This window comes from Acuticoccus sp. MNP-M23 (assembly GCF_031195445.1).
Classification (GTDB): Bacteria; Pseudomonadota; Alphaproteobacteria; order Rhizobiales; family Amorphaceae; genus Acuticoccus.
In genome coordinates this window covers 1079218-1105297 of sequence record NZ_CP133480.1, presented here as the reverse complement: position 1 = coordinate 1105297, position 26080 = coordinate 1079218, and the positions used below count along the sequence as shown (strand labels likewise).

The window sequence follows — 26080 nt, the reverse complement described above, 5'->3', positions numbered from 1 at the left end:
GCCAAGCGCTGAAAAAGCCGCGACATAGATTGCGGGCGATGCTCGGAATCTGGACGCCGCCGCCCGTCATCGAACCGCTCTTGTGAGGTCGCCCGTGTATCGCATCATTCTGCTCGGCCTCTTCGTCGGACTTCTTGCCATCATTGCGGGCGTGGCGTTCGATGGCGTTGCCCAGGAGGTCCCGGCGGCGCGCTATGTCGGGTCGCAAGCATGCGCCGGCTGCCACGAGGATGCTGCGCGCAGCTGGGAAGGCTCCCACCATGCGCTCGCGTGGACGGACCCGTCCGCGGCAACGGTGGTCGCCGATTTCGACGGAACCAGTTTCACCGACGGAGACATGATCGCTCGATTCTCGGTCGGTCCGGACGGCACCCACGAAGTGGACGTGACCGAGGCGGATGGCTCCCGGCGCAATTACCCGGTCCACTCGGTCGTGGGGATCGAGCCGCTCCAGCAATATCTGCTGGAGACCGAGCCCGGCCGGCTGCAAAGTTTCGATGTCGTCTGGGACACTGAGGCCGAGCGCTGGTTTCACCTCTACGCCGGTAGCAATCTCGCGCCGGATGACGGGATGCACTGGACCGGCCCCTACAAGACATGGAACGGCCGCTGCGCAGTCTGCCACGCGACGGGTTACGAGAAGAACTACGATCCGCTGACCAAGATGTTCGCGTCAAAACAGGTCGAGAAGGGTGTCGGCTGCGAGGCGTGTCACGGGCCGGGCAGCATCCATGTCGCCTCGGCTTCGGGCGAGGGTGCCGCCGGCGACCTGCCCAACGCCGGCCTGCCCGTCGATACCAGCGACCCGGCGGCCGCCATCGAGCAATGTGCGGGCTGCCACTCGCGCCGCGAGCCTCTGGCTGCGGGAACGCCGCCGCCCGGCACCCCCTTCGACGACGCCTACAACCTCTCCCTTCTCCTCCCCGGCCTTTACCATGCCGATGGGCAGACGCTGGACGAGGTCTACGTCTACGGCTCGTTCCTCCAGTCGAAAATGTATGCCAAGGGCGTGACGTGTACCAATTGCCACGAGCCGCACGCGGCGCGTCTGAAGGCGGCCGGCAATGCCGTTTGCACCCAGTGCCACAACCCGGCCGGCAATCCGGAATTCCCCTCCATCGTGCCGGCGGACTACGACAGCCCCGCGCACACCCATCACGAGGCGGGGACACCGGGGGCGGCGTGCAAGAGCTGCCACATGGTCGAGCGCGTCTACATGGGCAACGACTGGCGGGCCGATCATTCCTTCCGCATCCCGCGGCCTGATCTCGCCGGCATGACCGGTGCGCCAGACGCCTGCACGACCTGTCATGCCGACCGTGATCCGGCGTGGGCAGCTGGTCAGATCGCCGCTTGGTTTCCGGGTAGCGACAACCGCGGCGCGCACTACGGCACGACCCTCGCGGCCGGCCAGGCCGATCCCGCGCAGGCCTCCGCGGCGCTCCTCAGCCTTGCGCAGAACAGCGAGATGCCCGGCGTCGTGCGCGGCACGGCGCTCTGGCTCCTCGCACGCTCCGGCATCGCCGAAGCGGCGCCGCGGTCCGCCGCGTTGCTGGCCGACCCCGATGCGCTGGTGCGCGCCGCGGCCACCGAGGTGCAGCGGTTGGCCGCGCCTGCCGAACGCGTCAGTCGCCTGACCCCCCTTCTTGACGACACCCGGCGGAACGTACGGATCGCCGCTGCACGCGCCCTGGCAGGCATCCCGGCAGAGACCATCCCGCAAGCAGCGCGCGACGCGCTGGCGCGGGCGGACGGCGAGTGGAAAAGCGCAGTCGCAAGCCGGCTCGACTTCCCCGAGACGCAGCTTCAGCGCGCCGGCATCGCGTTGACCAACCGCGAATTCGAAGCCGCGCGCGACGCTTTCCGGGAGGTCGTCACCATGGATCCGCAGCGCGTGGAGGCCTGGGTGATGCTCGTCCGGATTGCGGCTGCGATGGGCGAAATCCCAGTCGCACGGGAAACGCTGCGCGATGCGCTCTATGCCAACCCTGCCGACCCGAACCTTGGCGCGTTGCGCCGGCAGTATGGCCCTCTTTGAGGTATAAATGTCGCGAAAACGAGCAATTTCGTGGTGCAATGTTTGATTGACGCAATTTGACAAGCCGTCCGGAGAGACGTCCCGCTACCCTCATCTCCACCGGATGCAAAAAACTGCTCTATTTCCGCAACGACGGGGAGGGATCGCGATGCGCTTCACACAAGACGGTCGGACGGCGCCTGCCGCCAATGGGCGGGGCGCGTTTTCGAGGCGCGGCAGCGCGATGGCGTTCGCCTTGATCCTTGGCATGCTTGCCGGCGCACCCGCCGATGCTGCCGATGTGCTCGTTGAACCCGTGCCGGAAGCCAAGCCGCCTGCGCCGGAATGGTCATTCGACGTGACGCCCTATTTCTGGATGGCGAGCCTTTCGGGCACCGCCTCTGCATTCGGTGCGCCGCCTGTCGATGTGGACATGCGTTTCGGCGACATCCTGAAAGACCTTCACATGTCGGTCATGCTCGCCTCACAGGCGCGCCGCGGCCGGTTCAGCCTGTCGACGGACCTGATCTACATCAGCATGTCGAGCGGCGCCTCGACGCCGTTCCAGGTTCTTGCCGATCGCGCCGATCTCAAGGTGAAGACGCTGGAGATGACCGCCCTTGCGGGGTACGCCGTCGTCGACGATGAGAGGGTTCAGATCGACCTCGTCGGCGGCCCACGCCTTTGGCACGTTGAAGACACCATCGCGTTGAAGGGCGGCCTCCTCAATGGCCGCTCCTTCAGCGACCAGGCGACCTGGGTCGACGCGATGGCCGGTGTCAGGGGGCGCTTCGCGCTGACCGAGCGCATCCACCTGACCGGCACGGCGCTGGCCGGCGGCGGCTCGTCTGCCTTCGCGTGGGATGTCCTCGGCGGGCTGAGCTACGATGTCGGCGATAATTTCTCCGCGACGATCGGCTATCGCGGCCTTGGCGTCGACTATGACGACGACGGGTTCGAGTTCGACATGAAGATGCACGGACCCATGATCGGCGCCACGCTGCGCTTCTGACCGCTTCTGCGAACGCCACCGCGCCCGCACCGAGCGTCGTGCGATAACAACAAGATTGAGGAGGTGCCGGCATGGCATTCCAACTTTCGGCGATGCGAGCGATCGCGGCTGCGGCGGTTCTCGCATTCTCCTTCCCCGCCCTGGCGGCGGACGATCCGCTTCCCTCCTGGAACGATGGCCCCAACAAGCAGGCGATCCTCGAGTTCGTGGGCGCCGTCACCACCGATGGCGGGCCGGACTATGTTGCTCCCGAAGACCGCGTCGCGACATTCGACAATGACGGGACGTTGTGGAGCGAGCAGCCGATGTACGTTCAGCTCCAGTTCGCACTGGACCGGGTGAAGGCACTGGCGCCCCAGCACCCCGAGTGGAAGACGACCGAGCCGTTCAAGTCCGTTCTTGCGGGCGATGTCGCCGGGATTGCTGCCAGCGGCAAGAAAGGCGTGCTCGAAATCATCGGCGCGACCCATTCGGGCATGACGACGGATGAATTCGCGTCGATCGTCTCGGACTGGATCAAGACGGCGAAGAACCCGAAAACCGGCAAGCTTGCCACCGAGATGATCTTTCAGCCGATGCTGGAGCTGGTGAATTACCTCAAGGACAATGAGTTCGAGGTCTTCATCGTCTCGGGCGGCGGGATTGCCTTCATGCGTCCGTGGACAGAAGCGGTCTACGGCATCGGGCCGCGGAACGTCGTCGGATCGTCGGTGAAGCTGAAATACGTGGCGGGCGATGCAGGTCCGTCGCTCCAGCGTCTGGATGCGGTGGATTTTGTTGATGACGGGCCGGGAAAGCCGGTCGGGATCCAGAACCACATCGGCAAGCGGCCGATTGCAGCGTTCGGCAATTCCGACGGTGATTTCGAGATGCTGGCCTGGACCACGGGCGGCGAGGGCCGGCGGCTCGGCATGATCGTCCACCACGACGATGCCGCCCGCGAGTTCGCCTACGACCGCGACTCCCATTTCGGCAAACTCTCCAAGGCGCTCGACGCGGCCCCCACCGAAGGCTGGCACCTCATCAGCATGAAGAACGACTGGACGAAGGTGTTTCCCGCCGAGTGAGCGGCGTCCTGCGCGCCGAACGCAGAAGCGGAGCCCGTATGGCGGTGTTCCGCTCATGGGGCAGGTCAGCCCGAAGCCTGTAAACAGGCAGCATCATCGAAGGTCGTCCAGGCCCAACCGGAATGACGCTCGATCGCGCGGCGTTTGGGGCGAGTAACCCTCGTCCCGCGCAGAGGTCGCCGCCATCGACTTCGGTCCTGAAGTCTCGCGCCTGATTGCCGAAGAACGTCAGGTGGCGCCCTGGTCGTTTGCGATGCCCGCCGGCCCAGCCGCGCTGATCCGGGTCCCGGTGATCGTCCGCGGCACCGGCGCAACTGCGAGCCTGCGCACGCCAATCCTCGACCTTCAGGCGCGGCTCGGCCTCAGCTTCATCCCGACCAGCCATGACGTTGCGGTGATCCGCTGTTTCTGCAACCGCCTCGCGGTCATGTATCGTGGAAGGATCGTCGAACCCGGCGATGCCGAGGCTGTCTGCACTGCCGATACCAAGAAAAAAAAACCTGAGGGCGCTCCTGTGAAAATTACCGAGATCAAGACTTATCTGATGCAGGTTGGCGGGCGGCCGGGCCTTGCCACCGCTGAGGGCTCCTTTCGCGGCTCGCGCAACTGGTTGTTCGTCAGGATCGAGACCGACGAGGGTGTTTCCGGCATCGGCGAATGCTCGGGCTGGCCTCGGGTGATTGAAAGGGCGGTGCAGGATTTCGCCCACCTCCTCGTCGGCGAGGACCCGCGCGACATCGACCGCCTGTGGCATCGCCTATACATCGGCGCGATGGGGCACGGCATGACCGGCACCGTCGGCGGCGGTGCGCTGACCGGCATCGAAATGGCGTTGTGGGACATCAAGGGGAAAGTGCTGGGTCAGCCGGTCTGGAACCTGCTCGGCGGCCGTTTCCGCGACACCATCCCCGTCTACGGTCATGCCACGACGCCGGAACGGGCGCGCGAACTGATTGATCGCGGCTACAAAGCGGCAAAGGTCAGCTTCACGGGCGCTGTGAATCTCGATCTCGTCGCCTCTATCCGCGACGCGGTGGGGCCGGACGTCGATCTGATGGTCGACGCGCACGGCCCGTCCTGGATGACCACCCGCGATGCGATCCTCGTGGGCCGCGAACTGGAACCGCTCGACCTCCTGTTTTACGAAGATCCGGTCGCCCCGGAAAATCTCGATGCGCTGGCGAAGGTGCGCGATGCGGTCGATATTCCGCTGGCAGCGGGTGAGCGGGTCAGCACGATCTGGGGGATCCGGCCCTACATCGACCGGCAGCTCGTCGACGTGATCCAGCCCGACACGGGGCGCGCCGGCGGCATCACGCAGATGCGCAAGATGGCGGCGATGGCCGAAGCCCAGTTCATCACCATGGCGCCGCACTCCGGCTCGCTGGGGCCGGTGGCGGAATTCGCCGCGCTGCACGTGATGGCGACCATTCCGAATGCCCTGATGCTGGAGCGGATCGAGTTCGACTGGTCCGGTCGGTATGAGGTCGTGTCGCCGGTACTGAAGGCTGTGAATGGTGCCTTGCCGGTGCCGGATGCTCCGGGCCTCGGCGTCGAGCTGGTGGAAGAAGAGATCGAGAAATATCCGAGTGCACGGAACGTCACCGATGTACCGAAGAACGAAGGCGCCTACGAAGAGGGCACCTTTGATGAATGCGTTTATTTTCAAACCCGCGGTCGCCGCCGATCCCGCCTGCGGCTGAAGCGGACGGGAGAGCACTAGAGATGGCTTCGCAACAGACCACACAGCCGCACGAGACCGACCTCCTCGTCATCGCCCTGTCAGGCGAGGGAGCGCTGGCATTGTGCGATTTCGACACGGCGACCGGCGCACTCACACTGCGAGGCAAGGTCGGGCTGCCGGGCGTCGAAGGCGGTTGCGGCGGCATGCCGATGGCGGCCGACGCGGCGAAGCGCCATGTTTATGTGGCGTGGCGGGGGGAGGACCCGCAGCTGTTCAGCTTTGCGCTCGACAGGGAGTCGCGCGAGCTTGGTTTCGTTGCCACATCCAGCCTGCCCGCCAGCATGTGCTGGCTGTCGATGGCATCGTGCGGGGAGCGCCTTCTCACCGCATCCTTTCCGGGAAGTGCCATTGCGATCAGCCCGGTCGGTGCCGGCGGCGACGCTGGCGAGCCGATCATGGCCGACCAGGCGATGCATGCGCACTGCCTCGTCGAAGCGCCGAATGGCCTCGTCTACACGGCAAGTCTGCGCGGCGACTTCATCCAGATCTACGCGTTCGACGATACGCGCAGCGCGTTGCGGCCGGTGGCGCGTCAAGACGTGCCGGCGGGGTCCGGTCCAAGGCACATCGCGTTCACCGCTGACGGCTCTTTCGCCTATCTGGTGTCCGAATTTGCCGGCCGGGTGACCCGTTTTGCCGTGTCGCCCGACACGGGCGCCCTGACGGCAGAGCAAAGCGTCGACCTCTTGCCAAAGGGGCAGGACGCCTGGGCGGCAGAGGTGCGTCTCGCGCCGGCGGAGGCCGTGCTTTATGTGTCGGAGCGCAACTCGTCGCAGATCTTCGGCTTTGGCCTCGACGGTCACCGGGAGATCCGGCCGATATGCGCAGAACCTGCGCCCGAATGCCCGCGCGCCTTCGGGTTCGATGCGTCTGGCCGCTATCTGGTGGTTCTGGGCGAAGAAAGCGGGGAAGCGCGGACCTACCGGATGCAGCCGGACGGCGCGCTGGAGGCGGCCTCGCAGCTCGAAGTGGGCAAGGGGCCGAGCTGGATCCTGCCCGTGTGAGGCGACCACACTGCAACCCGTCAATCGATCGGCAGAGAGATGAACGCGTGCGCTCATCTCCCTGCCGGGATGGCGCGCAGCCTCAGTCGAACTCGACGACCTGGCGGATTGCGGTGCCGTCGTTGAGGCGGTCCATCGCGATGTTGATGTCCGGCAGCTTCAGGCGGTGGGTGAGCATCTTCTCGACCGGCAGCTTGCCCTGGGCGTGGAGGGAGAACATCCGCGGCAGGTCGCGTTGCGGGACGCAGGAGCCGATGTAGCTGCCCTTCAGTGAGCGCTCCTCGGCGACGAGTTTCAGCGCGTTCAGCGACATGCGCGCGTCCGGGTGGGGGAGGCCGGCGGTCACCGTCGTCCCGCCGCGGCAGGTGCAGTCGTAGGCCGTTTCCAGCGCCTTGACCGAGCCGGCAAGTTCGATGGCGGTGTCGACGCCGCCGCCGGTGAGTTCGCGGACCGCCTCGGCGGTGTGGGCATCCGCCTTCACGGTGTGGGTGGCGCCCATCGACATCGCGGCGTCCATCTTCGATTCGAACGGGTCGATGGCGATGATTTCTCCTGCGCCCGCAGCCGCCGCGCCAAGAACCGCAGCAAGGCCGACACCGCCGAGCCCGAACACGGCGACCTTGGACCCCGGCATCACGCGCGCCGTGTTGAACACTGCCCCCGCGCCCGTCAGCATCGCGCAGGAGAACAGGGCCGAGATGTGGGCCGGCAGGTCGACCTCGCACTTCACCAGCGACTGGCGGACCATCACGGCATGGCTTGCAAAGCTCGAAATGCCGACATGGTGGTGAACGGTCTCGCCATCCATCGACAGCCGCCGGTGCCCTGTCATCAGTTCGCCAACGCCGTGGTGTTTTGCAGCCTTGGTGCACAGCGCCGGCCGCCCCTGCGCGCAGAACGAGCAGGTCCCGCAGCCGGGCGCAAAGATGCACACCACATGATCGCCCGGCGCCAGATCGTCGATGCCCGCACCCACGGCCTCGACAAAGCCCGACGCCTCGTGCCCCAGAACCATCGGCACCGGCCTTGGCCGCACGCCGTTGATGACCGACAGGTCGGAGTGGCAAACGCCAGCTGCGCCGAGGCGCACCAGCACTTCGCCGGGTCCGGGGCCATCGAGGTCAACTTCGCGCACGGTCAGCGCTTTTGCGGCCTCGAAATCCTTCTCGATGTTGCCACGCTCAAGTACCGCCGCCTTGATCTTCATCGTCTTTTTCTCCGTCGGCCCGTCGATTCAGCCGTTTCCCGTTCCGCCCGTGCGGCGCTCCAAACGTGAGACTACGCCGTCTCTTGCCAGCGTCGTCCGTAACAGCCGGCCCCATAGGACGCGCCTATGTCCGCGATTGGCTGACAATATTAGCCGGCATGTCGAGCGGTCACATAACCTCACTTCAAAGAAAAAATTAAAGGGAGGACTGAATGAAACACTCAGGACGACTGTGTGCGATACTTCTGGCGAGCGCGACAAGCACCGCGGCGCTTGCGCAAAGCCCGGTCCCCGAGATTCCGCCCGCCAAGTATGGTGCGGACGACGAGATCGGCTCCGCCAACCTGATGACACCCGAGCGCGTGAAGGACGCAGCCGGCCTCGTGACCGATGGCAAGGTCTACTCGCTTGGGATGATCGTTGGCGCTGACACGCCGGCCTTTCCGCCGCGCTCCTTGTCGGTGACCATTCTGCAGCCCGGCCAGAACGGCAACACCGGGCTCGGCGAGAACCGCTTCACCTACAATGACGACATCTTCATGGGCTGGCTCGGCATCGGCCCGCAGATCGACGGTCTCGGCCACGCCGGTGTCGATCACCACTATTATGGCGGCCGCACCTATGACGACTTCGCCAAGCCAGACGGCCTGACCGAACTCGGCCTCGACAAGCTTCCCGGCCTCGTCGGCCGCGGCGTCATGCTCGACATGACCAAGCACTTCGGCGTGGACATGGTGGAGGGCGGCACACCCTACACCGAGGAAGACATCAAGGCAGCCGCAGAGGCACAGGGCGTGGAGATCCGCGAGGGCGACGTCGTCCTCTTCCACTCCAACTGGATGGACCTCCTCGAAGGCGACAATGCGGACCCCGCAAAGTTCGGCTCCGTCGAGCCGGGCGTCGGCGTTTCCGGCGCGGAGTATCTGGCCGGCCTCAACGTGATGGCCGTCGGTGCCGACACGTGGGGCATGGAAGTCGTGCCGCCGGAAGAAGACGGGATCCTGTTCAAGGCCCATCAGATCCTGCAGCCGGTCAACGGCATCTACATTCTTGAGAACATGGACACCCGCGAACTCGCAGCCGACGGCGTGAACGAGTTCCTGTTCGTGCTCGGGCAGGCGCGTCTGAAGGGCGCCGTCCAGATGATCATCAACCCCATTGCGATCCGCTGAAGGTGCCCCGCATGAAAAAGATTGCTCTCGCATCGCTTTTTGCAGCGATCCCGTTCGCCGTCTCAGCCGCTGAAAAGCCGGAAACGCTGAAGATCGGCATGACAACGTTCCTCACCGGCCCGGCGTCCGTCTTCGGCGTCCCCGGCCAGAACGCGGCCGAAATCCTCGTGAAGAACATCAACGAGAATGGCGGCATCGCCGGCGTTCCGATCGAGATCTCCTTCATCGACGAAGGCGCCGGCGCCGAAGCGCTGACGTCCGAGTATCGCCGTCTGGTGGATGAGGGCGCCGAGGTGATGATGGCCTCCATCTCGTCCGGCAACTGCATGACGCTGGCGCCGCTGGCCGAAGACCTTCAGGTGCCGAACCTGATGTGGGACTGCGGCACGCAGCGCATCTTCGAGGAGGCGGATTACAAATACGTCTTCCGCACGCAGGCGAATGCCGCGCCGGAAATGCTGGCCACCGTCGTCTATCTCCTGAAGACCAACCCGGACTTCAAGACCATCGCGGTGGTGAACCAGGACTACGCATGGGGCCGCGATTCGTGGGAGATCTTCTCCACCGCGCTGAAGGCGATGAAGCCTGATGTCGAGGTTCTGGGCGAATTCTTCCCGAAGTTCGGCTCGCCCGACTTCTCCACCGAGATCTCCCGCCTTCAGGCGATGCGGCCGGACGTCATTCTCTCCACCTCGTGGGGCGGCGACCTCGACACGTTCGTCCAGCAGGCCTTCCAGCGCGGCCTCATGAACACCTCCACGTTCGTGCTGCCGCTGGCCGAATCCTCGCTTGAGCGGCTCGGCAACGCGCTGCCGGCTGGCCATATCGTCGGCGGTCGCGGTGACCACTATTTCCTGCACCCCGAACGCCGGGACGACGAAGACTTCAAGGCATTCATGGAAGAGTACACCGAGAAGACCGGGCAGGTTTCGGTCTACCCGGTGTTCCACGCCTCGCAGGCCTTTGCCGCGCTGGAAGCGGCCTACGAGAAAGCCATTGCGGACAACGACGTCGAGTGGCCGTCCGAGGAGCAGCTCCTTGCTGCATTCGAGGGACTTGAGTTCCAGGGCCTCGGCCGTTCGGTGACGATCCGCGAGGACCACCAGGGCGTCGAGGACCAGCTCCTCGGCACCTCGGCGCAGAACGGAGACTACCCGTTCGCAACGCTGTCGAACATCATGATCTTCGACGGCGATGACCTCACCACGCCGGTCGGCGAGAACTCTGTCGAATGGATCGGTGGCCTCGACGCCTCCTTCGCCGACAGCGTCGCCGTCGACACCTTCGAGAAGTGACAACCGGGCGGGGAGAGGCGTGACCTCTCCCCGCCTACCGGAATGTGACCCCGATGGACCTCACGATTTTCCTGCTCGCCGTGTTCGATGGCGTCGCCTATGCAGCGCTCGTCTTCATCGTAGCGCTCGGCCTCACGCTGATCTTCGGCGTGATGCGCATCCTCAACGTCGCCCATGGCTCGCTCTATGCCATCGGCGCCTATGTGACCGTGTCGCTCGTCGCGTGGGCGGTCGCGGCAGGGGCAGCGCCGGTGCTGGCGTTCCCGCTGATGATTGTCTCCGCCATCCTCGTCGGTGTCGCGCTCGGCGGGCCGATCGAGTGGCTGTTGCTGCGGCGGATCTACGACAAGCCGGAAGTGCTCCAGCTGCTTGTCACCTTCGCGGTGTTCATGATCCTGGAAGACGTGCAGCGCCTCGTCTGGGGCACGCAGCCCTACTTCCAGTCCACCGCGCTGATGACGCTGGGCAATGTCACCGTCTTCGGTGTCACCTACACGGTCTATCAGCTCATCCTGCTGCCGCTGATCGCGCTCGTCCTCCTTATCGGGATGCGCGTCTTCCTGCGCCACACCGTCGTCGGCAAGCTGATCCTCGCCACGACAGAGGACCGCGAGGCGGCGCAATCAATCGGCATCGACGCCGACAAGGTGTTCCTTCTCACCTTCGTCCTGGGGGCGGTGCTCGCCGGCCTCGGCGGTGCGCTGGCGTCGCCCACAACCTCCATCCTGCCGGGCATGGGCGCGGACATGATCGTCCTCTCCTTTGCGGTCGTCGCCACCGCGGGGCTTGGCCAGATCGAGGGCGCGGCGCTGACCGCGCTGATGCTCGGACTCGGCCGCTCGTTTGCGGTGTATCTGTGGCCGGAAGTCTCCGTGCTCGTTCCCTACGTCATCATGATCGTGGTGCTCTCGTTCCGCCCGCAGGGGCTGTTCAGCACCCCGGCCGCCCGGAAGATCTGATATGGCCGAAATGACAACCCCCTCCGCGCCGGCCTCGCAGGTTCGCGCCCTTCCGCTGGTGCTGCTCGTCCTGGCCGTGGCCGCGCTCGCCGCAGTGCCGTTCGCGCTGCCGTCGATGCAGCTTCTCGTCAACTTCGCGCTTGCCAAGGGGATCGCGGTGCTGGGCGTCACCGTTCTCTTGCGTGCAGGGCAGGTGTCGTTCGGCCATGCGCTGTTCTTCGGCATCTCCGCCTATTGCGGCGCGTTCCTGATTGCCTCCTGGCCGGGGGCGGATCTGGTCGTCCTCATCGTCGTCGGCGCGCTCGGCGCGACGGTGTCGGGCCTCATCGTCGGCCTCTTCGTGGTGCGTTACCGGGGCATCTTCTTCGGGATGCTCAACCTTGCCTTCTCGATGATCTTCTGGTCGATCCTCGAAAAATTCTACCACATCACCGGCGGGGCGGATGGCATTCGCCTGCCGCGGCCGACCGTGCTCGGCCTGTCGCTGGAGCGAGGGCCGTTCGAGCTGGTGGTTTACTACCTCGCCATCGCGCTGATGCTGGGGCTTGGCTGGTTCACCATCCGCTGGTTCGCCTCCCCCGTCGGCCACCTGTTTCAGACGATCAAGACCAACGAGACGCGGCTGGAATATCTCGGCGTGTCGCCCAAGCGGGCCCTCCTGTCGGGCTATCTGCTGTCGGCTGCGCTGTGCGGCGTCGGCGGCGCGCTGATGGGGATCACCCAGGGTGTCGTCACGCCGGAATATGTCTGGTGGGTGCGCTCGGCCGAAATGGTGTTCATCGCGGTTCTGGGCGGTGCGGGCTCGGTGCCGGGCGCATTCATCGGCGCGCTGATCTACGAGACGGTGCGGATCTACGCTTCCGCGCTTGCCGGGGACGTATGGCAGGCGATCCTGGGCGCGTTCCTTCTCGTCATCATCCTGTTCGCGCCGGGCGGCATCGTCGGCATTGCGCGCCGGATCGGAGGCCGCTCGTGACCGCGCCGCTGCTGGAAACCCGCAACCTCGTCATCCAGTTCGGCGGCGTGATTGCCGCCAACGATGTCTCGCTGATCATCGAGGCGGGGAAGAACCTTGCCATCATCGGGCCGAACGGGGCGGGCAAGACCACCTTCCTCAACATCTGCACCGGCTGGCTGAAGCCCAAGAGCGGCACGGTGCTGTTCGAGGGCAAGGACATCACCAAGCTGCCGCCGCGGGCGATCGTGCACCGCGGCGTCGCCCGCGCCTTCCAGATCCCGCAGCTTTTCACCGAGCACACGGCGCTGGAAAACCTTCTCATTGCCGTCGCCGCACGCGACAACCTGCGCAACCCGATCGTCGACCTCCACCGGATCCCGGAGCGCGCCGAGATGCTCCACCTCCTCGAGATGGTGAACTGCGCGGACGTGGCGGACCGGACGGTGGTCGAGCTTTCGGAGGGGCAGCGCAAGCTGATCGACATTGCCGTGGCGCTTGCGCTGAAGCCGCGCCTTCTCCTGATGGATGAGCCGACGTCCGGCGTCGCGTCCTCGCAAAAGCACGAGATCATGGAGATTTTGGTCAAGGCGCTGGCGGAAGCCAACGTCACCTCCGTCTTCGTCGAGCACGACATGGGCATCGTCGAAACCCATGCCGACGAGGTCGCCGTCTGGAATTCCGGCAACGTGCAGCTTCGCGGCACACCGGCGGAGGTCTTGTCCCATCCCGATGTGATCCGCGACGTGATCGGGGAGAGCGTCTGATGCTGGAAGTCCGCAACGTTCACGCCTTCATCGGCATCATCGAGATCCTGCGTGACCTCAACGTGTCCATCCAGGAGGCTGAAACGGTCGCCCTCATCGGCCGCAACGGCGCCGGCAAGACCACCTTCCTGCGCACCCTAATGGGGTTCACCAAGGTGACCGGCGATATCCTGTTCGACGGCAAGCCGATCACGGCGCTGGCCGCGCCAAAGCGCCCCGGCCTCGGCATCGGTTACGCGCCGGAGGACCGCCGGCTGTTCTCGGCCTTCACCGTGGAGGAAAATCTGCTGCTGCCGGCGCAGGCTGCGGGTCTGTCGAAGGACGAGACGACGCGCCGCATCGGCCGGGTCTACGAGATCCTGCCGGAGCTGAAGGAGATGATCGGGCGTCCGGCGGGCAACGTGTCGGGCGGGCAGGGCAAGATGGTCGCGCTCGGCCGTGCGCTGATGTCCGGCACCCGGCTCATCATGCTGGACGAACCGTTCCAGGGCCTCGCCCCGGCGCTTGCCCAGCGTTACGCCGAGGCGCTGCGGCGCCTGCGCGATCACGACCGCACCGTCGCGCTCCTCATCACCGAATCCAACCCTTCGCTGCTCAAGGGGTTTGCCGACCGCACGCTGGTCATCGAGCGCGGTGAGATTTCCGCCGCCGCCACGTCGCCGGAAGAACACGCATGAACGCTCGCGCCGCCGTGCCCCGGCGAAGGGGGGGCATCGCCCCGGACGGATTTTCCCGCGTGAAAACCGTCCCCCTCAACCAGGGCTAACGCTCGCTTCAACTGGAGTAGACCCATGAGAATGTCCGGCAAGGTCGCCCTCGTCACGGGTGCCGCCTCAGGCTTCGGCAAGGCCATCGCCGAAACCTATGTGCGCGAAGGCGCCAAGGTCGCTGTCGTCGATCTCAATGCCGAGGGCGCCGAGGCGGTCGCGGCCGCGCTCGGTGACGCCGCCATCGCCGTCACCTGCGACGTGGCGAAGGCGGATGACATCGACGCCGCGGTCAAGGCCACGACCGACGCGTTCGGCCGCCTCGACGTGGCGGTCAACAACGCCGGGTGGACCAACCCCAACCGGCCACTGCTGGAGACCGACGAAGCCACCTTCCGCAAGATCTTCGACATCAACGTCCTGTCGATTTTCCACATGACGAAGACCTGCGTGCCGCTGTGGCGCGAGCAGGGCTCGGGCGTGATGATCAATGTCGGCTCCACCGCGGGCATCCGTCCGCGGCCGGGGCTCACGTGGTACAATTCGTCCAAGGGCGCGGTGAACCTGATGACGCGTTCCCTGGCGGTGGAGCTTGCACCGGTCATCCGCGTCAACGGCATCGCCCCGGTGATGGGGGCCACCGGCCTCCTTGAGAGCTTCATGGGGGTGCCAGACACGCCCGAGAACCGGGCAAAATTCATCGCGACCATCCCCATGGGCCGCCTGTCGGAACCGAGGGACATTGCCAACGCGGCGCTCTATCTCGCCTCCGAGGAGGCCGAGTTCATCACCGGCGTCATCCTCGAAGTGGATGGCGGCCGCACCATCTGAGCGGCGCGGCGCCTCGCCGCCATAGGCCGACTTTATGGAGCCCAGTGGCCGCGCCTCTTTGCGGGGGCCGCGCCCGTCCGGGACAATCGCCGACGACGTGACAACGGAGAATTCGAAGTAAAATGCGGGTGTTCGATCCGACCGCCGACTATGCCGAAATCCGCGAGGGCGTGAAGCGCGTTTGCGATGAATTCCCGATGAGCTACTGGCGCGAGCTGGACGCCAGGAGGGAGTACCCGAAGGCATTCGTCGATGCGCTGATCCGCGAGGGCTACCTCGCCGCGATGATCCCGGAGGAGTATGGCGGCTCCAGCCTGCCGCTGACCGCCGGCGCTGTAATCCTGGAGGAAATCCACCGCAACGGCGCCAACGCGGGCGCCTGCCACGCGCAGATGTACACGATGGGCACGGTGCTGCGGCACGGATCGGACGAGCAGAAGGCGCACTACCTGCCGAAGATCGCTGACGGGAGTTTGCGCCTCCAGGCCTTCGGCGTCACCGAGCCGACCTCCGGCACCGACACGCTGGCGCTGAAGACGACGGCAAGGCGGGAGGGCGACGAGTACGTCATCAACGGCTCGAAGATCTGGATCAGCCGCGCCGAGCATTCCGACCTGATGGTGCTTCTGGCCCGCACCACGCCGCGCGATCAGGCCGAAAAACGGACCGACGGCCTGTCGGTGTTCCTCATCGACCTCACGGCGCTGCGCGGCAACGGCGTCGAGATCCGCCCGATCCGCACGATGATCAACCACGCGACGACCGAGATCTTCTTCGACAATGCGCGCATTCCGGCATCTGCGCTGATCGGCGAGGAGGGGAAGGGCTTCCGCTACATCCTCTCCGGCATGAATGCCGAGCGGATCCTGATTGCGGCGGAGTGCATCGGCGACGCGAAGTGGTTCATCGAAACCGGCTCGGCCTACGCCAAGGAGCGCGAGGTCTTCGGCACCCCGATCGGCCAGAACCAGGGCATCCAGTTTCCGCTCGCCCGCGCTTACGCGCACATGCTGGCAGCCGAAGCCATCGTCTACCGTGCCGCAAATCTCTATGATGAGGGCGAAACGCCGGGCGTGGAGGCCAACGCCGCCAAGATGCTTGCCGCGGACGCCTCGTGGGAGGCAGCCGAGGCGTGCCTGCAGACCCACGGCGGCTTCGGCTTTGCCGAAGAGTATGACGTGGAGCGCAAATTCCGCGAGGCGCGGCTTTATCAGGTGGCGCCAATCTCGACCAACCTCATCCTGTGCTTCCTTGCAGAGCAGGTGCTGGGCATGCCGAAATCCTACGGTCCGCGCAAATGAGCACGACACGACCGTCCGCTGCGATCATCGACCGGATGATCGACCTTGCCGCGCGCCCGCCCGCATCGTTGCCGGCGGACGCGCTGGCAATGGCCCGCGCCTCGCTGACGGACTGGCTGGTGTGCGGCCGCGCTGCCGTCGACGAGCCGGTGGCCCAGAAGCTGCGCGCCTTCGCAGCGCAGGAGGGTGACGGCGGCCCCGCCTCGCTGTTCGGCGGCAAAATGGCACCGGCGCGCACGGCGGCGCTCGTCAACGGCGCCACCAGCCACGCGCTCGACTATGACGACACCCATTTCGACCATGTCGGCCACCTCTCCGTCGGGATCTACCCGGCGGCATTGGCAGCGGGCGAGGCGGCGGATGCCTCGGCGGGCGCCGTGGTGGACGCTTTCCTTGTAGGCGCAGAGGCCGCCATTCGCCTGGGCTGTGTGCTCGGCGCGCAGCACTACAACCGCGGCTTCCACCAGACGGCGACGGCCGGTGCGTTCGGCGCCACCATGGCTGCCGCCCGGCTCGGCGGTCTCAGCCGCAGTAAGGTGCGTGCCGCGCTCGGCCTTTGCGCCACCCGCGCCTCGGGCCTCAAGTCGCAGTTCGGGACGATGGGCAAACCGCTGAATGCCGGCATCGCCGCCTCCAACGGTGTCGAGGCGGCGGCGCTTGCTGCACTCGGTGTCACCTCCGCCGATGACGGCGTGCTGGGCGCGCAGGGCTTCGTTCCCACCCACGCCGATGCGCCGGATGAAGCCGCCTTTGGCGAAGACGACGGCTTTCGCTTCCTCACCAACTCCTACAAGTTCCACGCATGCTGCCACGGCACCCACGCGATGATCGAGGCGCTTGCCGAGGCCCGCGATGCGCACGGGCTGACCCTTTCGGACGTCGCCTCCCTCCGCGTTGCCACCAACCCGCGCTGGCTGCGGGTTTGCGACATCAAGGCGCCGCGCACGGGGCTGGAGGTAAAGTTCAGCTATGTCTGGCTCGCGGGCATGGTGCTTGCCGGCATGAGGACGGGCGACGACAGGATCTACGCCGATGCCCTCGCCGGTGACGCCTTGCTCGCCGCATTCGCCGACCGCGTGGAGGTGGTGGCGGACGAGGGAGTAAGCGATCAGCAGGCCGCGGTCACGCTGCACCTCACCTCCGGCAAGGCGGTTGAGGCCTCCCACGACCTTGCCGCGCCGATACTGCCTGAGGTGCTCGCCGCCCGCATTGCCGCCAAGGCCCGCGCCGTGCTCCCGCGCGAGGCGGAGGCACTGCTCGCGCTCACCGGCCGGCTGGGCGGCGTTTCGGCCCGCGACCTCGGCGCATTCGTGCGTTCCGGGCAGCTGTGACGGACCTTTCTCCGGACGTCGCCGCCTGGATCGGCCGTACTCGCGAGGCGAGCGACGTGCTGACAGGGCGCCTTGTTGCCGAGTACCGCGTCACGCTCGGCACCATGGGCACCGCTGCGGCGGGGGCCGTGCCGCCCGGCGCACAATGGCTGTTGGCGCCAGACACCCTGCCGCGCGAAGAACTTGGCCGCGATGGCCATCCGCGCCCCGGTCTCGTCGTCCCGAAACTGCCGCTGCCGCGCCGGATGTGGGCCGGCGGCGAGGTCCGCACTGCCGCAGGGTTCGCGGCGGGCGAGCAGGTCAGCCGCCGCTCCACCGTTGCCGATGTCGCCTTCAAGGAGGGCCGCAGCGGCCGCCTGGGTTTCGTCACGGTGAACCACGTCTACGCTGTCGGCGGCGACGAGCGGCTCACCGAACGGCAGGACATCGTCTACCGCGAGGATCCGGCGGGACCGGCCCCAACGCCCGCGCCCGGCGAGGACTGGTCCGTCGTCGCGGCCCGGCACATCACGCCGGACCCGACGCTCCTCTTCCGCTACTCCGCGCTGACCTTCAACGGCCACCGCATCCACTACGATGCGCCCTACGCAACCAGCGTCGAGGGATACGACGGCCTTGTCGTCCACGGTCCGTTGCAGGCGACGTGGATGCAGTGCCTCGCCGCAGAAATGTTCGGCGCCGCCGCGTCAATCTTCCGCTATCGCGGGGTATCGCCGCTTACCGCCACTCGTCCAGTCACTGTGGAGGCGCGCGAGACGGACGGCGGTCTGGAATTGCGCGTGCGGCGCGATGAGGACGGCGTCGTCACGATGCAGGCGACGGCCACGCGCTGAAAGGCCATCATCAGACCAGCGTTCCCTCCCATATCCCGCGGCTGACCAACTCCCGCGCGACCTTCAGCGTGACCTGCTCGACCGCACGCGAAGCGCGGCTCATGACGCGGGCGGGGTTGTTCACGAGGTGCACCGGGCGCGTCATGACGGGGTCGACGATGCGCGCCCGGACCAGCTCACCGCGCGCGACATAATCCTGCGCGGCGACGGGCGCGAAGATCGTGTAACCCGAGCCCCGCGCCACCAGCTCCTTGATCTGCGTCATCGCGTCCATCTCGACCACGACGTTGAGGCGAACGCCGTGCTGGATGCAGAAGTTCGCAATCAGGCGCCCGAGGCCGAGCTCGCTCGACGGGAGCACCATGTCGAGCGCTTCCATCGCCTTCAGCGGCACGTCGGTGCCGGGCGGGGTGTCGAACGGCCAGGCGTCGGGCGCGGCATAGAAGCAAAGCTCCTCGTCGAGGACATGGGTGGCGCGAAAGTGGCCCACCTCGTCGAGGTCGTAGAGGAAGCAAAGCTCGACCGTGCCGTCCTGCAGCCAGTTCTTGAGGTAGCCGCTCATCGCCTCGATTGCGCGCAGGCGCACGTCCGGCAGCTCCAGCCGCACCGTCTCGGCCAGCGGCACCGACATCACCATCGAGCATGACGGTGGCATCCCGAACGAGACGCGGCCGCGGATGTGGCCGCCAAGTTCGCGCATCTCGTGGAGGCAAAGGTCGAGGCTCTCGCAGATCTTGCGCGCGTGCTCGACGAGAAGCTCGCCCTCCTCGGTCAGCAGCGTGCCGCGGGAGGACCGCTCGACCAGCTGAACGCCGAGTTCGGCCTCCATGCGTTTGACGTGCTGCGACAGCGAGGGCTGCGCGACGCCGAGCGCGTTGGCGGCGGCGGTGATGGACCTCGCCTCGGCGATGGCGAGGAAATAGCGCAGATGCCTGACGTCCACGCCGCTCCCCCATGCCCCGCCGCATTCAACAGAGCCATAGGATAGATCTATGTCGCGCGATCCGGCAATGCGCGGCGCGGCGTCAGCCGGCACGCGCCCATCGCGCGGGGCCGAGGGTGTGGATGGATGCGCCGCGCATGTCGACCGCGACCGTGACCGGCATGTCCTCGACGCGAATGGCGTAGATCGCCTCCATGCCGAGGTCCTGATAGGCGACCGGCTTGGCCGCCTTGATGGCCTTGGAGACGAGATAGGCCGCGCCGCCGACAGCAATGAGGTAGACCGCGCCGTTGTCGCGGATCGCCTCGATTGCCGCCGGTCCGCGCTCCGCCTTGCCGATCATCAGCTTGAGCCCGGTGCCTTCCAGCAGCGGACGGGTGAACTTGTCCATCCGCGTGGATGTCGTCGGGCCTGCCGGGCCGATGACCTCGTCGCCGACAGGATCGACCGGGCCAACATAATAAATCGCGCGGCCGGCGAGGTCGACGGGGAGGGGGTCGCCGCGCCCCAGCGCGTCGACCATCCGCCGGTGCGCTGCGTCGCGTCCGGTGAAGAGGTGCCCGGAGAGGAGCAGCGTGTCGCCGGGCGCAAGCGAGGCGAGCGTCGCCTCATCAAGATTGTCGAGGTCGAGCGGCCGGCCGGCAGCGTCGCCCGCGCCGATCTCGGGCCACGCCGAGAGCGACGGCGGGGTGAAGGTGGCCGGCCCGCTGCCGTCCAGCGTGAAGTGGACGTGCCGCGTCGCGGCGCAGTTCGGGATCAGCGCCACCGGCAGCGAGGCTGCATGCGTCGGGAATGTCGCAACCTTGACGTCGAGCACCGTGGTCAGCCCGCCGAGGCCTTGCGCGCCGATGCCGAGCGCGTTGAGACGGTCGACAAGTTCGAGCCGCAGTTCTTCCTCGGCGGAGCGGGCGCCGCGTGCGCGAAGATCGGTAATGTCGATCGGGTCGTTCAGGACCTTCTTGGCCATGGCCATCGCCTTGTCGACGCTGCCGCCGACGCCGAGGCCGATGATGCCGGGCGGGCACCAGCCGGCGCCCAGCGTCTTCACCGTATCCACCACCCAGTCGGCCACCGAATCGGAGGGATTGAGGACGGCAAATTTCGTCTTGTTCTCCGACCCGCCACCCTTCGCCGAAACCGTGACGGAGACGCGGTCTCCGGCGACAAGCTCGGTCTGGATCATCGCGGGCGTGTTGTCGCCGGTGTTCCTGCGCGCGCCCAACGGGTCGGAAACGACGGAGGCGCGCAGCGGGTTGGCTTCGAGGAGATAGGCCCGGCGCGCGGCCTCGTCGGCCATCTCCTGCACGGAGCGACGCCATGCGGTGGGCGCCTCGACCCCGACTTCGAGGAAGACGTTAACGCTGCCGGTGTCCTGGCAAAGCGGGCGTTTGCCCACGGCCGCCATCCGCGAGTTGACGAGGATCTGGCGGATCGCCTCCTTTGCCGACGGGCTCTCCTCGCGCGCCCACGCATCCGCCATCGCGGCCACGAAGTCGGCCGGGTGGTAGTAGGAGATGAATTGCAGTGCTTCGGCGATGGAAGAGACGAGGTGGTCTTCGGTAATCGTCATGCGGTCTCCCCCGCGCGCGCCAGAATCTGCCGGGCGCGCTTGATGACCGGGGCGTCGACCATCGCCCCGTCGACCTTCACCGCGCCGGTGTTGGACCCGATCGCCGCCAGAATGCGGCGCGCCCAGTCGACCTCGTCAGCGGACGGGGCGAAACCGCGCCGCGCCGGCTCGATCTGCGCCGGATGGATGATGAGTTTGCCGGCAAAGCCCATCGTCACCGCATGGCGGCAATCGCCAAGGAGCGCATCCTCGTCGCCAATGGCGGTGGTGACGCCGTCGATGGGCGCGGGGCGGCCGGCAAGACGTGCTGCGAGGACGAGGGCGGAGCGGGCCATCAGCAGCGCCTCGCGCTCGTGGCCGCAGCCGACATCGGCGGCATAGTCGATGGAGCCGAAGGCGAGGCGCGCGCAAGCGGCCGCCACCTCGTCCGCCGCACGCACGCCGCGACCGGACTCGATCAGGCCGACCACGGGCTTGCCGGCCGTGCCGGCGACATGCTCGCAGGCTTTTGCGGTTTCCGCCTTGGGCAGCATCACCGCGGCGAGCGGCAGGCGGGCGGCGGCGGCAAGATCATCGGCAAACCATGCTGTGTCCGCGCCGTTGATGCGCAGGATCACCGGGACAGGCGGCGTCTCCGGCACCCGGCCTGCGAGCGCGTCGCGCGCGGCAGACTTGCCCTCCGCGCCGACGCCATCTTCAAGGTCGAGGATGACCGCGTCGGCGCCGGCGCCGAGCGCTTTTTCCAGGCGATCGAGCCGGTCCGCGGGCAGGAAGAGCGGCAGTGAGATACGGTCGAGATCCATCGGCGGCCATCCTCATCGGGTCGGGCGTGCGGTCTGCGGCAAAGGCTATGCGCGCGCATGCGTCGCGGGGACATATTGCGAGCCGATACCGCTCACAGGCAAAACCTATTTCCGGGCGTTGGGGCGCGTCCGGCATTGTGAACAACAGTGCCGGATTGCGGGAAGGATCGAGCGTGGCGGGCGAACTGAAGGGCCTTCTTGTCGTTTCGCTGGAGCAGGCGGTGGCGGCGCCGTATCTCTCGGGTCGGCTCGCCTCTGCGGGCGCACGCGTCATCAAGGTGGAACGCCGGGAGGGGGATTTCGCGCGCGAGTACGATCACCTCGTCCACGGGGAAAGCGCCTACTTCGTCTGGCTGAACCGGGGCAAGGAGTCCGTCGTCCTCGACCTGCGCGAACCGGCGGACAAGGCCGTGATGGCCAACATGCTCGCAACGGCCGACGTCTTCATTCAGAACCTTACCCCCGGCGCGATCCAGCGCCTCGGCTTCGATCCCGCCGAACTGCGCGCCAGGAACCCCCGGCTCATCACCGTATCGATCTCCGGCTACGGCGATGAGGGGCCGTTTGCGAAGAAGAAGGCCTACGACCTTCTTGTGCAGGCCGAAAGCGGCCTGTCGGCAATCACCGGCAACGAACACGGGCCGGCTCGCGTCGGCGTCTCGGTCTGCGACGTGGCCTGCGGGATGACCGCGCATCAGGCGGTGCTGGAGGCGCTGATCGCACGCGGGACGACCGGCGAGGGGCGCCACATTGCGGTCAGCCTGTTCCACGCGCTGGCGGACTGGATGAACGTGCCGTACCTCCAGTTCGTCTATGGCGGGAAGCCGCCCGCCCGCAACGGGCTCAGTCACCCCACCATCGCCCCCTACGGCGCCTATGCCGGGCGCGATGACAAGGAGGTGCTGTTCTCGATCCAGAACGAGCGCGAATGGGCCAATCTGTGCGCCGATGTTCTGGGGGACGCCGGCATTGCCACCGACCCGCGCTTTGCCTCCAACTCGGACCGGGTCGCGCACCGCGATGCGCTGGACGCCGTGATCGACGGCGTCTTCCGCCAGCACGACCGGGACACTCTGGCCGGGATGCTGGAGGCGGCCGGCATCGCCAACGGGCGCGTCTCTTCAATGGAAGACCTCGCCGCCCACCCGCAGAACCGCTATGCCGACGCCGACACGCCGAGCGGCCCGGTCCGCTTCCTGGCGCCAGGCGCGCTCGTCGATGGCGAGACGCCCGACTTCGGCGCCGTGCCGGCCATCGACGAGCACGGCGCCGCCATCCGCGCCGAGTTCAGCCCCACCGATGCCGGCGCGAAAAGGGGGTAAGGGCATCATTCTTGACGGACCGCAGCTGCCGACGGTGGCAGGCCGATCATCAATGAGGTCAGCTCGGGCGCCCCACCGCGATCGCCGACCAGAACGCTTGCCGATGCCCGCGCTGCGCCACCGGCGGTCAGCCCGGCGAACTGAGAGCCTACCGTGTCGATCGCTCCGAGCGCCGCTTCCCTGCCATCGCAACCTTTTTCAGATGAGCGTTGCAGCGACGGGTCGAAACCGCCCAGTTCACCAGCATGGATTAGGCGGCCTTCCTGAAGCACCACAATCTTGAGCATTCGATGAGCCGGCGCGGAAACTGCCACGACAACGCTGTGTCAGAGAGCGTCTTCAATCTTCTCAAGCGCGAGAGGATCCGGCGCAGGACTGACCGAACACGCGAAGAGGCAAGGCAGGACGTGTTCGACTACACCGAGATGTTCTACAACGCAAAGCGCTAGCACGTCAGCAACGGGATCCTGTCACCCGCCCAGTTCGAACGGCAGCAGGAAATGTAACTCGAGGGCGTCCAAAAAATTCGGCGCTATTCACGGTAGACTTCACCGGCCAGGGCAACCAGCTCTCGCTTGGTCAGCCTGCGTGAGCCATTGCGCAGACCATCTCAGACTGTGTTGAGGTGGTCGAGGACGGCGGCCTGGCGGCGCTTTGCCTCGGCCGGGTCACGGGTGCGGAGAGAGAATCCGATCTCCGATTCCTTTGGGCCGAGAGTCTTGTGAACGACCCTGTCACCAAAGGGAATCGTCAGCCGCTGACCGAGTGCCTTCGGCAGGACGTCGGACGACCACTGTGGAACACCCTTGTGTAGCACATGGGCTCCGTTAAGTCCGCAGAAACGCTGATGTTCAGGCTGCGGCCCTTGAGTGGCCGTGGTGCCAGAAGAGGACTGGCATTAGTTCGTTATGCCGTTGATTTATTACTAGATTTCGCCTCCGCAAGTGGCGGGGTAGAAACGATTGTACCAACAAACTATTCAGCTTTCGTGGTGTTTCGACGGCCGTTCACGGACTTTGATAATCTGGGTCCGACCTGAAGCCGGCCAATGTGGCGCTTCTAAAGGCGCACAATCTGCCACTATTTCGCGCCTTCGCTCGAGCGTGCGACGAAGTTTGTCAGTCCTAGGCACGATGGGCGCGGCATCATTGGCTACTCGGCGCGCTGATGGGTTTTTGGCTCGAGATGTAGGATTGCGACCCAGGTCGTGTGGACGAACCTGATCCAGATTCAGATTGTGGCGAGTTGTACAATGCCGAGGAAGCTGGAGGCCAGCTTGTCGCAACAGGCAGCTACGATCAGTCCGCGACGCCTGTCAGCGAGGCGATCGCGGTGGTGCACATGACCAGGAACTCCGACGCGCCCGCAACAGACAGGCGCGCGGCGTAAACCTGCGCCGCGCAGGCCAGCGCGAATCCATACAGCGCCACGAGCGCGTAAATCTTCATGTACCCTGCCTCCCGCCGCCACGATCGCGGTCTCGAGAACCTTTGGACGCCGCCCCCGGTCCGCGTCGGACGATTGGCCAAGGTAAGGACCCGGGAGCCGCGACCCGTGCCCGCCTAGTCTAGAGCCGCGCGGGCGGCCGAGGCTTGCCTCGACCGTCTCAGGCCCGGGCAAGACCTTGCGTATAGTGAGTGCTCCATCCGTCTGCAGCGCCCCGACGGGCAGCAGAGCGTGGTGAACCAGACCCCGAGGACACGTCGCATGCTTGACAGGACCACGTACGACCCATCCACTTCGATGGGTGCACACGACGACTCGCAGCGGCTCGTGCAGATGCGGGAGAAGTTCGGCAAGTTTCTCGCATTCTTCCTCTGGGCCCATCCGCCGGCGGCGCTGCTTCTCTGCGTCGTTTCGGGTCAGACGCTCGGCTTCGCGAGTCTCGTCGTTGGCATCAGCCTCGTGCTTTGCATCGTCTCGCTGGTGGGTTGGCGCATGGGCGGCGCCGCTTCTTTTGGCCGCCACATCCTGTCGGGCGTCGCGGTCTCGCAGTCGCTTGTCTTGATCGCCGCGCTGAACGGGTCCCCCTACCAGCTTGACATGCACATGTACTTCTTCGTGCTCATGTCCGGCATGATCGGCTTCTGCGACAGGAACGTGTTCTTCACCACGTCGGCGATCGCCGTCGGCCACCACGTCGTCTTCAACCTCTTCTTTCCCATGTGCGTCTTCCCGGAAGGGACGGACTGGTTCCGCGTCTTCGTGATCCACGGCGGCTTCGTCTTCATCCAGATCGCGTTCCTGATGCCGGCCTCGTCGCGCATGGAGAGTCTCGTGCGCGTGGCGGACGCCAGCGAGCGGGATGCGCTGCACAAGGTCGACATGATGACCGCCGACCTCAAGGGCCGGCTGGCCGCCGAGACGGCGCAACAGTCGACGCTGCGCAGCTGCATCGATCGGTTCAACGTCGAGACCGACAGCATTGCCGCCACCGCCGTCTCGGAGATGGAGCGCATGTCCAGCGTCGTCGACGCCATGGAAGCGGTAACGCGGGAGGGTCACGGTCGGCTCGATGACGTGCTGACGGCAACGTCCCGCGTCACGCAGGCCATGGAGACGGCGGACGTGGCAAGAGAAACCGTGAGCGGGTCCTGCACCCGCATCCGCAATAGCATGAACGATGCGATCAAACGGGTGGAGGCCGTCGCCAGGCGCAGCGTCGAAGGCAACGCCGCGGTAGATGGGGTCGCGAGCGCGGCGGCGGAGTTGACGTCCATTCTGCAGGTGATCCGCTCGGTCTCGGAGCAGACCTCCCTCCTGTCGCTGAATGCGACCATCGAGGCGGCACGGGCGGGGGAGGCGGGCCGCGGGTTCGCGGTTGTCGCGGCAGAGGTGAAGCAGCTGGCCGAACAGTGCGGCGCCGCCACGGACACCATCGCCCAGCGCCTCGCCGCCATCGAAGCCTCCACGCAGACCGCGACCGCTAAAATCGGTGAGATCGGCGCCATGTGCAACGCGGTGAACGAGAGCGCGTCCCAGGTCACGGCCGCGGTGGACGAGCAGGACACCGCGACGACCGCTCTGACGGATGCCTTCCAGGATGCCCGTCAGGCGAACCAGTCTGCCATCGCGAGCGTCGACCGACTGTCGAGGGTCATCGAGACCGGCAGCAAGGAAGCCGGGACGGTGCAGGGGGTCGCCGCCGCCGCGGCCGAGAAGCTCCATGGGCTGAAGAACCGCATTGGCGCCTTCGTCGGCGAGGTCGCCGCGATGGGGCGGATCCAAGAGGGTTGAGAG

23 protein-coding genes and 1 pseudogene are annotated in these 26080 nt (G+C 66.4%); 18 read left to right on the top strand and 6 right to left on the bottom strand.

Annotation, left to right across the window (positions count from 1 at the left end):
• Nucleotides 1-94 precede the first annotated feature (94 nt).
• The 5 genes from RDV64_RS05225 to RDV64_RS05205 all read left to right on the top strand — a co-directional run bounded on the left by RDV64_RS05225 (nt 95) and on the right by RDV64_RS05205 (nt 6844).
• The gene (locus RDV64_RS05225; protein ID WP_309198220.1) at nt 95-2038 is read left to right on the top strand and encodes a cytochrome c3 family protein; all 1944 of its coding nucleotides are present in this window, start codon (nt 95-97) and stop codon (nt 2036-2038) included.
• 148 nt (nt 2039-2186) lie between these two features.
• Nucleotides 2187-3029: a hypothetical protein gene (locus RDV64_RS05220; protein ID WP_309198219.1), complete on the top strand. Its 843-nt coding sequence runs from the start codon at nt 2187-2189 to the stop codon at nt 3027-3029.
• A 71-nt stretch (nt 3030-3100) separates the two neighbouring features.
• Nucleotides 3101-4096 carry an HAD family hydrolase gene (locus tag RDV64_RS05215; protein ID WP_309198218.1) on the top strand — a complete coding sequence of 332 codons (996 nt, stop codon included), beginning with the start codon at nt 3101-3103 and terminating at the stop codon, nt 4094-4096.
• 514 nt (nt 4097-4610) lie between these two features.
• Nucleotides 4611-5819, top strand: a complete 1209-nt coding sequence (locus RDV64_RS05210) for a mandelate racemase/muconate lactonizing enzyme family protein (RefSeq protein ID WP_309199434.1) — start codon at nt 4611-4613, stop codon at nt 5817-5819.
• Nucleotides 5820-5821: 2 nt separating this feature from the next.
• Nucleotides 5822-6844 (top strand): beta-propeller fold lactonase family protein, encoded by a 1023-nt coding sequence (locus RDV64_RS05205; protein ID WP_309198217.1) that lies wholly within the window; start codon nt 5822-5824, stop codon nt 6842-6844.
• An 82-nt stretch (nt 6845-6926) separates the two neighbouring features.
• Here the strand turns inward: RDV64_RS05205 and RDV64_RS05200 are convergent, their stop codons facing one another.
• On the bottom strand, nt 6927-8051 hold the full coding sequence (locus tag RDV64_RS05200) for a zinc-binding dehydrogenase (protein ID WP_309198215.1): 1125 nt from the start codon (nt 8049-8051) through the stop codon (nt 6927-6929).
• A 212-nt stretch (nt 8052-8263) separates the two neighbouring features.
• On the opposite strand from RDV64_RS05200, the gene RDV64_RS05195 reads away from it, so the two are divergent.
• From RDV64_RS05195 to RDV64_RS05150, 10 genes are all read left to right on the top strand, one after another.
• Complete coding sequence (locus RDV64_RS05195; protein WP_309198214.1) at nt 8264-9223, top strand: cyclase family protein; 960 nt, start codon at nt 8264-8266, stop codon at nt 9221-9223.
• Between the two features lie 11 nt (nt 9224-9234).
• Nucleotides 9235-10518, top strand: a complete 1284-nt coding sequence (locus tag RDV64_RS05190; protein ID WP_309198213.1) for an ABC transporter substrate-binding protein — start codon at nt 9235-9237, stop codon at nt 10516-10518.
• 53 nt (nt 10519-10571) lie between these two features.
• Complete coding sequence (locus RDV64_RS05185; RefSeq protein WP_309198212.1) at nt 10572-11477, top strand: branched-chain amino acid ABC transporter permease; 906 nt, start codon at nt 10572-10574, stop codon at nt 11475-11477.
• Between the two features lies 1 nt (nt 11478).
• Nucleotides 11479-12453 (top strand): branched-chain amino acid ABC transporter permease, encoded by a 975-nt coding sequence (locus RDV64_RS05180; RefSeq protein WP_309198211.1) that lies wholly within the window; start codon nt 11479-11481, stop codon nt 12451-12453.
• On the top strand, nt 12450-13199 hold the full coding sequence (locus tag RDV64_RS05175) for an ABC transporter ATP-binding protein (protein ID WP_309198210.1): 750 nt from the start codon (nt 12450-12452) through the stop codon (nt 13197-13199). Before RDV64_RS05180 ends, RDV64_RS05175 begins: the two co-directional genes overlap by 4 nt.
• Nucleotides 13199-13876 carry an ATP-binding cassette domain-containing protein gene (locus RDV64_RS05170; RefSeq protein WP_309198209.1) on the top strand — a complete coding sequence of 226 codons (678 nt, stop codon included), beginning with the start codon at nt 13199-13201 and terminating at the stop codon, nt 13874-13876. Before RDV64_RS05175 ends, RDV64_RS05170 begins: the two co-directional genes overlap by 1 nt.
• A gap of 114 nt (nt 13877-13990) precedes the next feature.
• Nucleotides 13991-14737, top strand: a complete 747-nt coding sequence (locus RDV64_RS05165) for an SDR family oxidoreductase (protein ID WP_309198208.1) — start codon at nt 13991-13993, stop codon at nt 14735-14737.
• 128 nt (nt 14738-14865) lie between these two features.
• The gene (locus RDV64_RS05160; protein WP_309198207.1) at nt 14866-16038 is read left to right on the top strand and encodes an acyl-CoA dehydrogenase family protein; all 1173 of its coding nucleotides are present in this window, start codon (nt 14866-14868) and stop codon (nt 16036-16038) included.
• Nucleotides 16035-17369 carry an MmgE/PrpD family protein gene (locus RDV64_RS05155; RefSeq protein ID WP_309198206.1) on the top strand — a complete coding sequence of 445 codons (1335 nt, stop codon included), beginning with the start codon at nt 16035-16037 and terminating at the stop codon, nt 17367-17369. Before RDV64_RS05160 ends, RDV64_RS05155 begins: the two co-directional genes overlap by 4 nt.
• Entirely contained in the window at nt 17366-18202 is an 837-nt protein-coding gene (locus tag RDV64_RS05150) for a MaoC family dehydratase N-terminal domain-containing protein (RefSeq protein WP_309198205.1), read from the top strand. The genes RDV64_RS05155 and RDV64_RS05150 overlap by 4 nt, the downstream gene beginning before the upstream one ends.
• 10 nt (nt 18203-18212) lie before the next feature.
• Here RDV64_RS05150 and RDV64_RS05145 read toward each other — a convergent pair whose 3' ends face one another.
• From RDV64_RS05145 to RDV64_RS05135, 3 genes are all read right to left on the bottom strand, one after another.
• Nucleotides 18213-19145: a LysR family transcriptional regulator gene (locus RDV64_RS05145; protein ID WP_309198204.1), complete on the bottom strand. Its 933-nt coding sequence runs from the start codon at nt 19143-19145 to the stop codon at nt 18213-18215.
• Nucleotides 19146-19227: 82 nt separating this feature from the next.
• On the bottom strand, nt 19228-20715 hold the full coding sequence (locus RDV64_RS05140; protein ID WP_309198203.1) for a fumarate hydratase: 1488 nt from the start codon (nt 20713-20715) through the stop codon (nt 19228-19230).
• Nucleotides 20712-21518, bottom strand: coding sequence for a CoA ester lyase (locus tag RDV64_RS05135; RefSeq protein ID WP_309198202.1), 807 nt, complete (start codon nt 21516-21518; stop codon nt 20712-20714). The genes RDV64_RS05140 and RDV64_RS05135 overlap by 4 nt, the downstream gene beginning before the upstream one ends.
• 173 nt (nt 21519-21691) lie before the next feature.
• Here RDV64_RS05135 and RDV64_RS05130 point away from each other — a divergent pair, with 173 nt between their 5' ends.
• Entirely contained in the window at nt 21692-22840 is a 1149-nt protein-coding gene (locus RDV64_RS05130) for a CaiB/BaiF CoA-transferase family protein (protein ID WP_309198201.1), read from the top strand.
• 5 nt (nt 22841-22845) lie between these two features.
• Here the strand turns inward: RDV64_RS05130 and RDV64_RS05125 are convergent, their stop codons facing one another.
• The gene (locus RDV64_RS05125; protein WP_309199602.1) at nt 22846-23127 is read right to left on the bottom strand and encodes a hypothetical protein; all 282 of its coding nucleotides are present in this window, start codon (nt 23125-23127) and stop codon (nt 22846-22848) included.
• On the opposite strand from RDV64_RS05125, the pseudogene RDV64_RS05120 reads away from it, so the two are divergent.
• Nucleotides 23098-23286, top strand: a pseudogene (locus RDV64_RS05120) (IS3 family transposase); the annotation flags it as partial. The gene RDV64_RS05125 and the pseudogene RDV64_RS05120 overlap by 30 nt on opposite strands.
• A gap of 852 nt (nt 23287-24138) precedes the next feature.
• Here the strand turns inward: RDV64_RS05120 and RDV64_RS05115 are convergent.
• Nucleotides 24139-24288, bottom strand: coding sequence for a hypothetical protein (locus tag RDV64_RS05115; protein WP_309198200.1), 150 nt, complete (start codon nt 24286-24288; stop codon nt 24139-24141).
• A 259-nt stretch (nt 24289-24547) separates the two neighbouring features.
• On the opposite strand from RDV64_RS05115, the gene RDV64_RS05110 reads away from it, so the two are divergent.
• Nucleotides 24548-26077, top strand: a complete 1530-nt coding sequence (locus RDV64_RS05110; protein ID WP_309198199.1) for a methyl-accepting chemotaxis protein — start codon at nt 24548-24550, stop codon at nt 26075-26077.
• Nucleotides 26078-26080: the final 3 nt, after the last annotated feature.

What these genes read in the sequence shown, in the direction of transcription:
- RDV64_RS05220 (WP_309198219.1), top strand. Translation starts at nt 2,187, where the DNA reads ATGCGCTTCACACAAGACGGTCGGACGGCGCCTGCCGCCAATGGGCGG.
- RDV64_RS05215 (WP_309198218.1), top strand. Translation starts at nt 3,101, where the DNA reads ATGGCATTCCAACTTTCGGCGATGCGAGCGATCGCGGCTGCGGCGGTT.
- RDV64_RS05205 (WP_309198217.1), top strand. Translation starts at nt 5,822, where the DNA reads ATGGCTTCGCAACAGACCACACAGCCGCACGAGACCGACCTCCTCGTC.
- RDV64_RS05200 (WP_309198215.1), bottom strand. Translation starts at nt 8,051, where the DNA reads ATGAAGATCAAGGCGGCGGTACTTGAGCGTGGCAACATCGAGAAGGAT.
- RDV64_RS05195 (WP_309198214.1), top strand. Translation starts at nt 8,264, where the DNA reads ATGAAACACTCAGGACGACTGTGTGCGATACTTCTGGCGAGCGCGACA.
- RDV64_RS05190 (WP_309198213.1), top strand. Translation starts at nt 9,235, where the DNA reads ATGAAAAAGATTGCTCTCGCATCGCTTTTTGCAGCGATCCCGTTCGCC.
- RDV64_RS05185 (WP_309198212.1), top strand. Translation starts at nt 10,572, where the DNA reads ATGGACCTCACGATTTTCCTGCTCGCCGTGTTCGATGGCGTCGCCTAT.
- RDV64_RS05180 (WP_309198211.1), top strand. Translation starts at nt 11,479, where the DNA reads ATGGCCGAAATGACAACCCCCTCCGCGCCGGCCTCGCAGGTTCGCGCC.
- RDV64_RS05170 (WP_309198209.1), top strand. Translation starts at nt 13,199, where the DNA reads ATGCTGGAAGTCCGCAACGTTCACGCCTTCATCGGCATCATCGAGATC.
- RDV64_RS05165 (WP_309198208.1), top strand. Translation starts at nt 13,991, where the DNA reads ATGAGAATGTCCGGCAAGGTCGCCCTCGTCACGGGTGCCGCCTCAGGC.
- RDV64_RS05155 (WP_309198206.1), top strand. Translation starts at nt 16,035, where the DNA reads ATGAGCACGACACGACCGTCCGCTGCGATCATCGACCGGATGATCGAC.
- RDV64_RS05140 (WP_309198203.1), bottom strand. Translation starts at nt 20,715, where the DNA reads ATGACGATTACCGAAGACCACCTCGTCTCTTCCATCGCCGAAGCACTG.
- RDV64_RS05135 (WP_309198202.1), bottom strand. Translation starts at nt 21,518, where the DNA reads ATGGATCTCGACCGTATCTCACTGCCGCTCTTCCTGCCCGCGGACCGG.
- RDV64_RS05125 (WP_309199602.1), bottom strand. Translation starts at nt 23,127, where the DNA reads ATGCTCAAGATTGTGGTGCTTCAGGAAGGCCGCCTAATCCATGCTGGT.
- RDV64_RS05115 (WP_309198200.1), bottom strand. Translation starts at nt 24,288, where the DNA reads ATGAAGATTTACGCGCTCGTGGCGCTGTATGGATTCGCGCTGGCCTGC.
- RDV64_RS05110 (WP_309198199.1), top strand. Translation starts at nt 24,548, where the DNA reads ATGCTTGACAGGACCACGTACGACCCATCCACTTCGATGGGTGCACAC.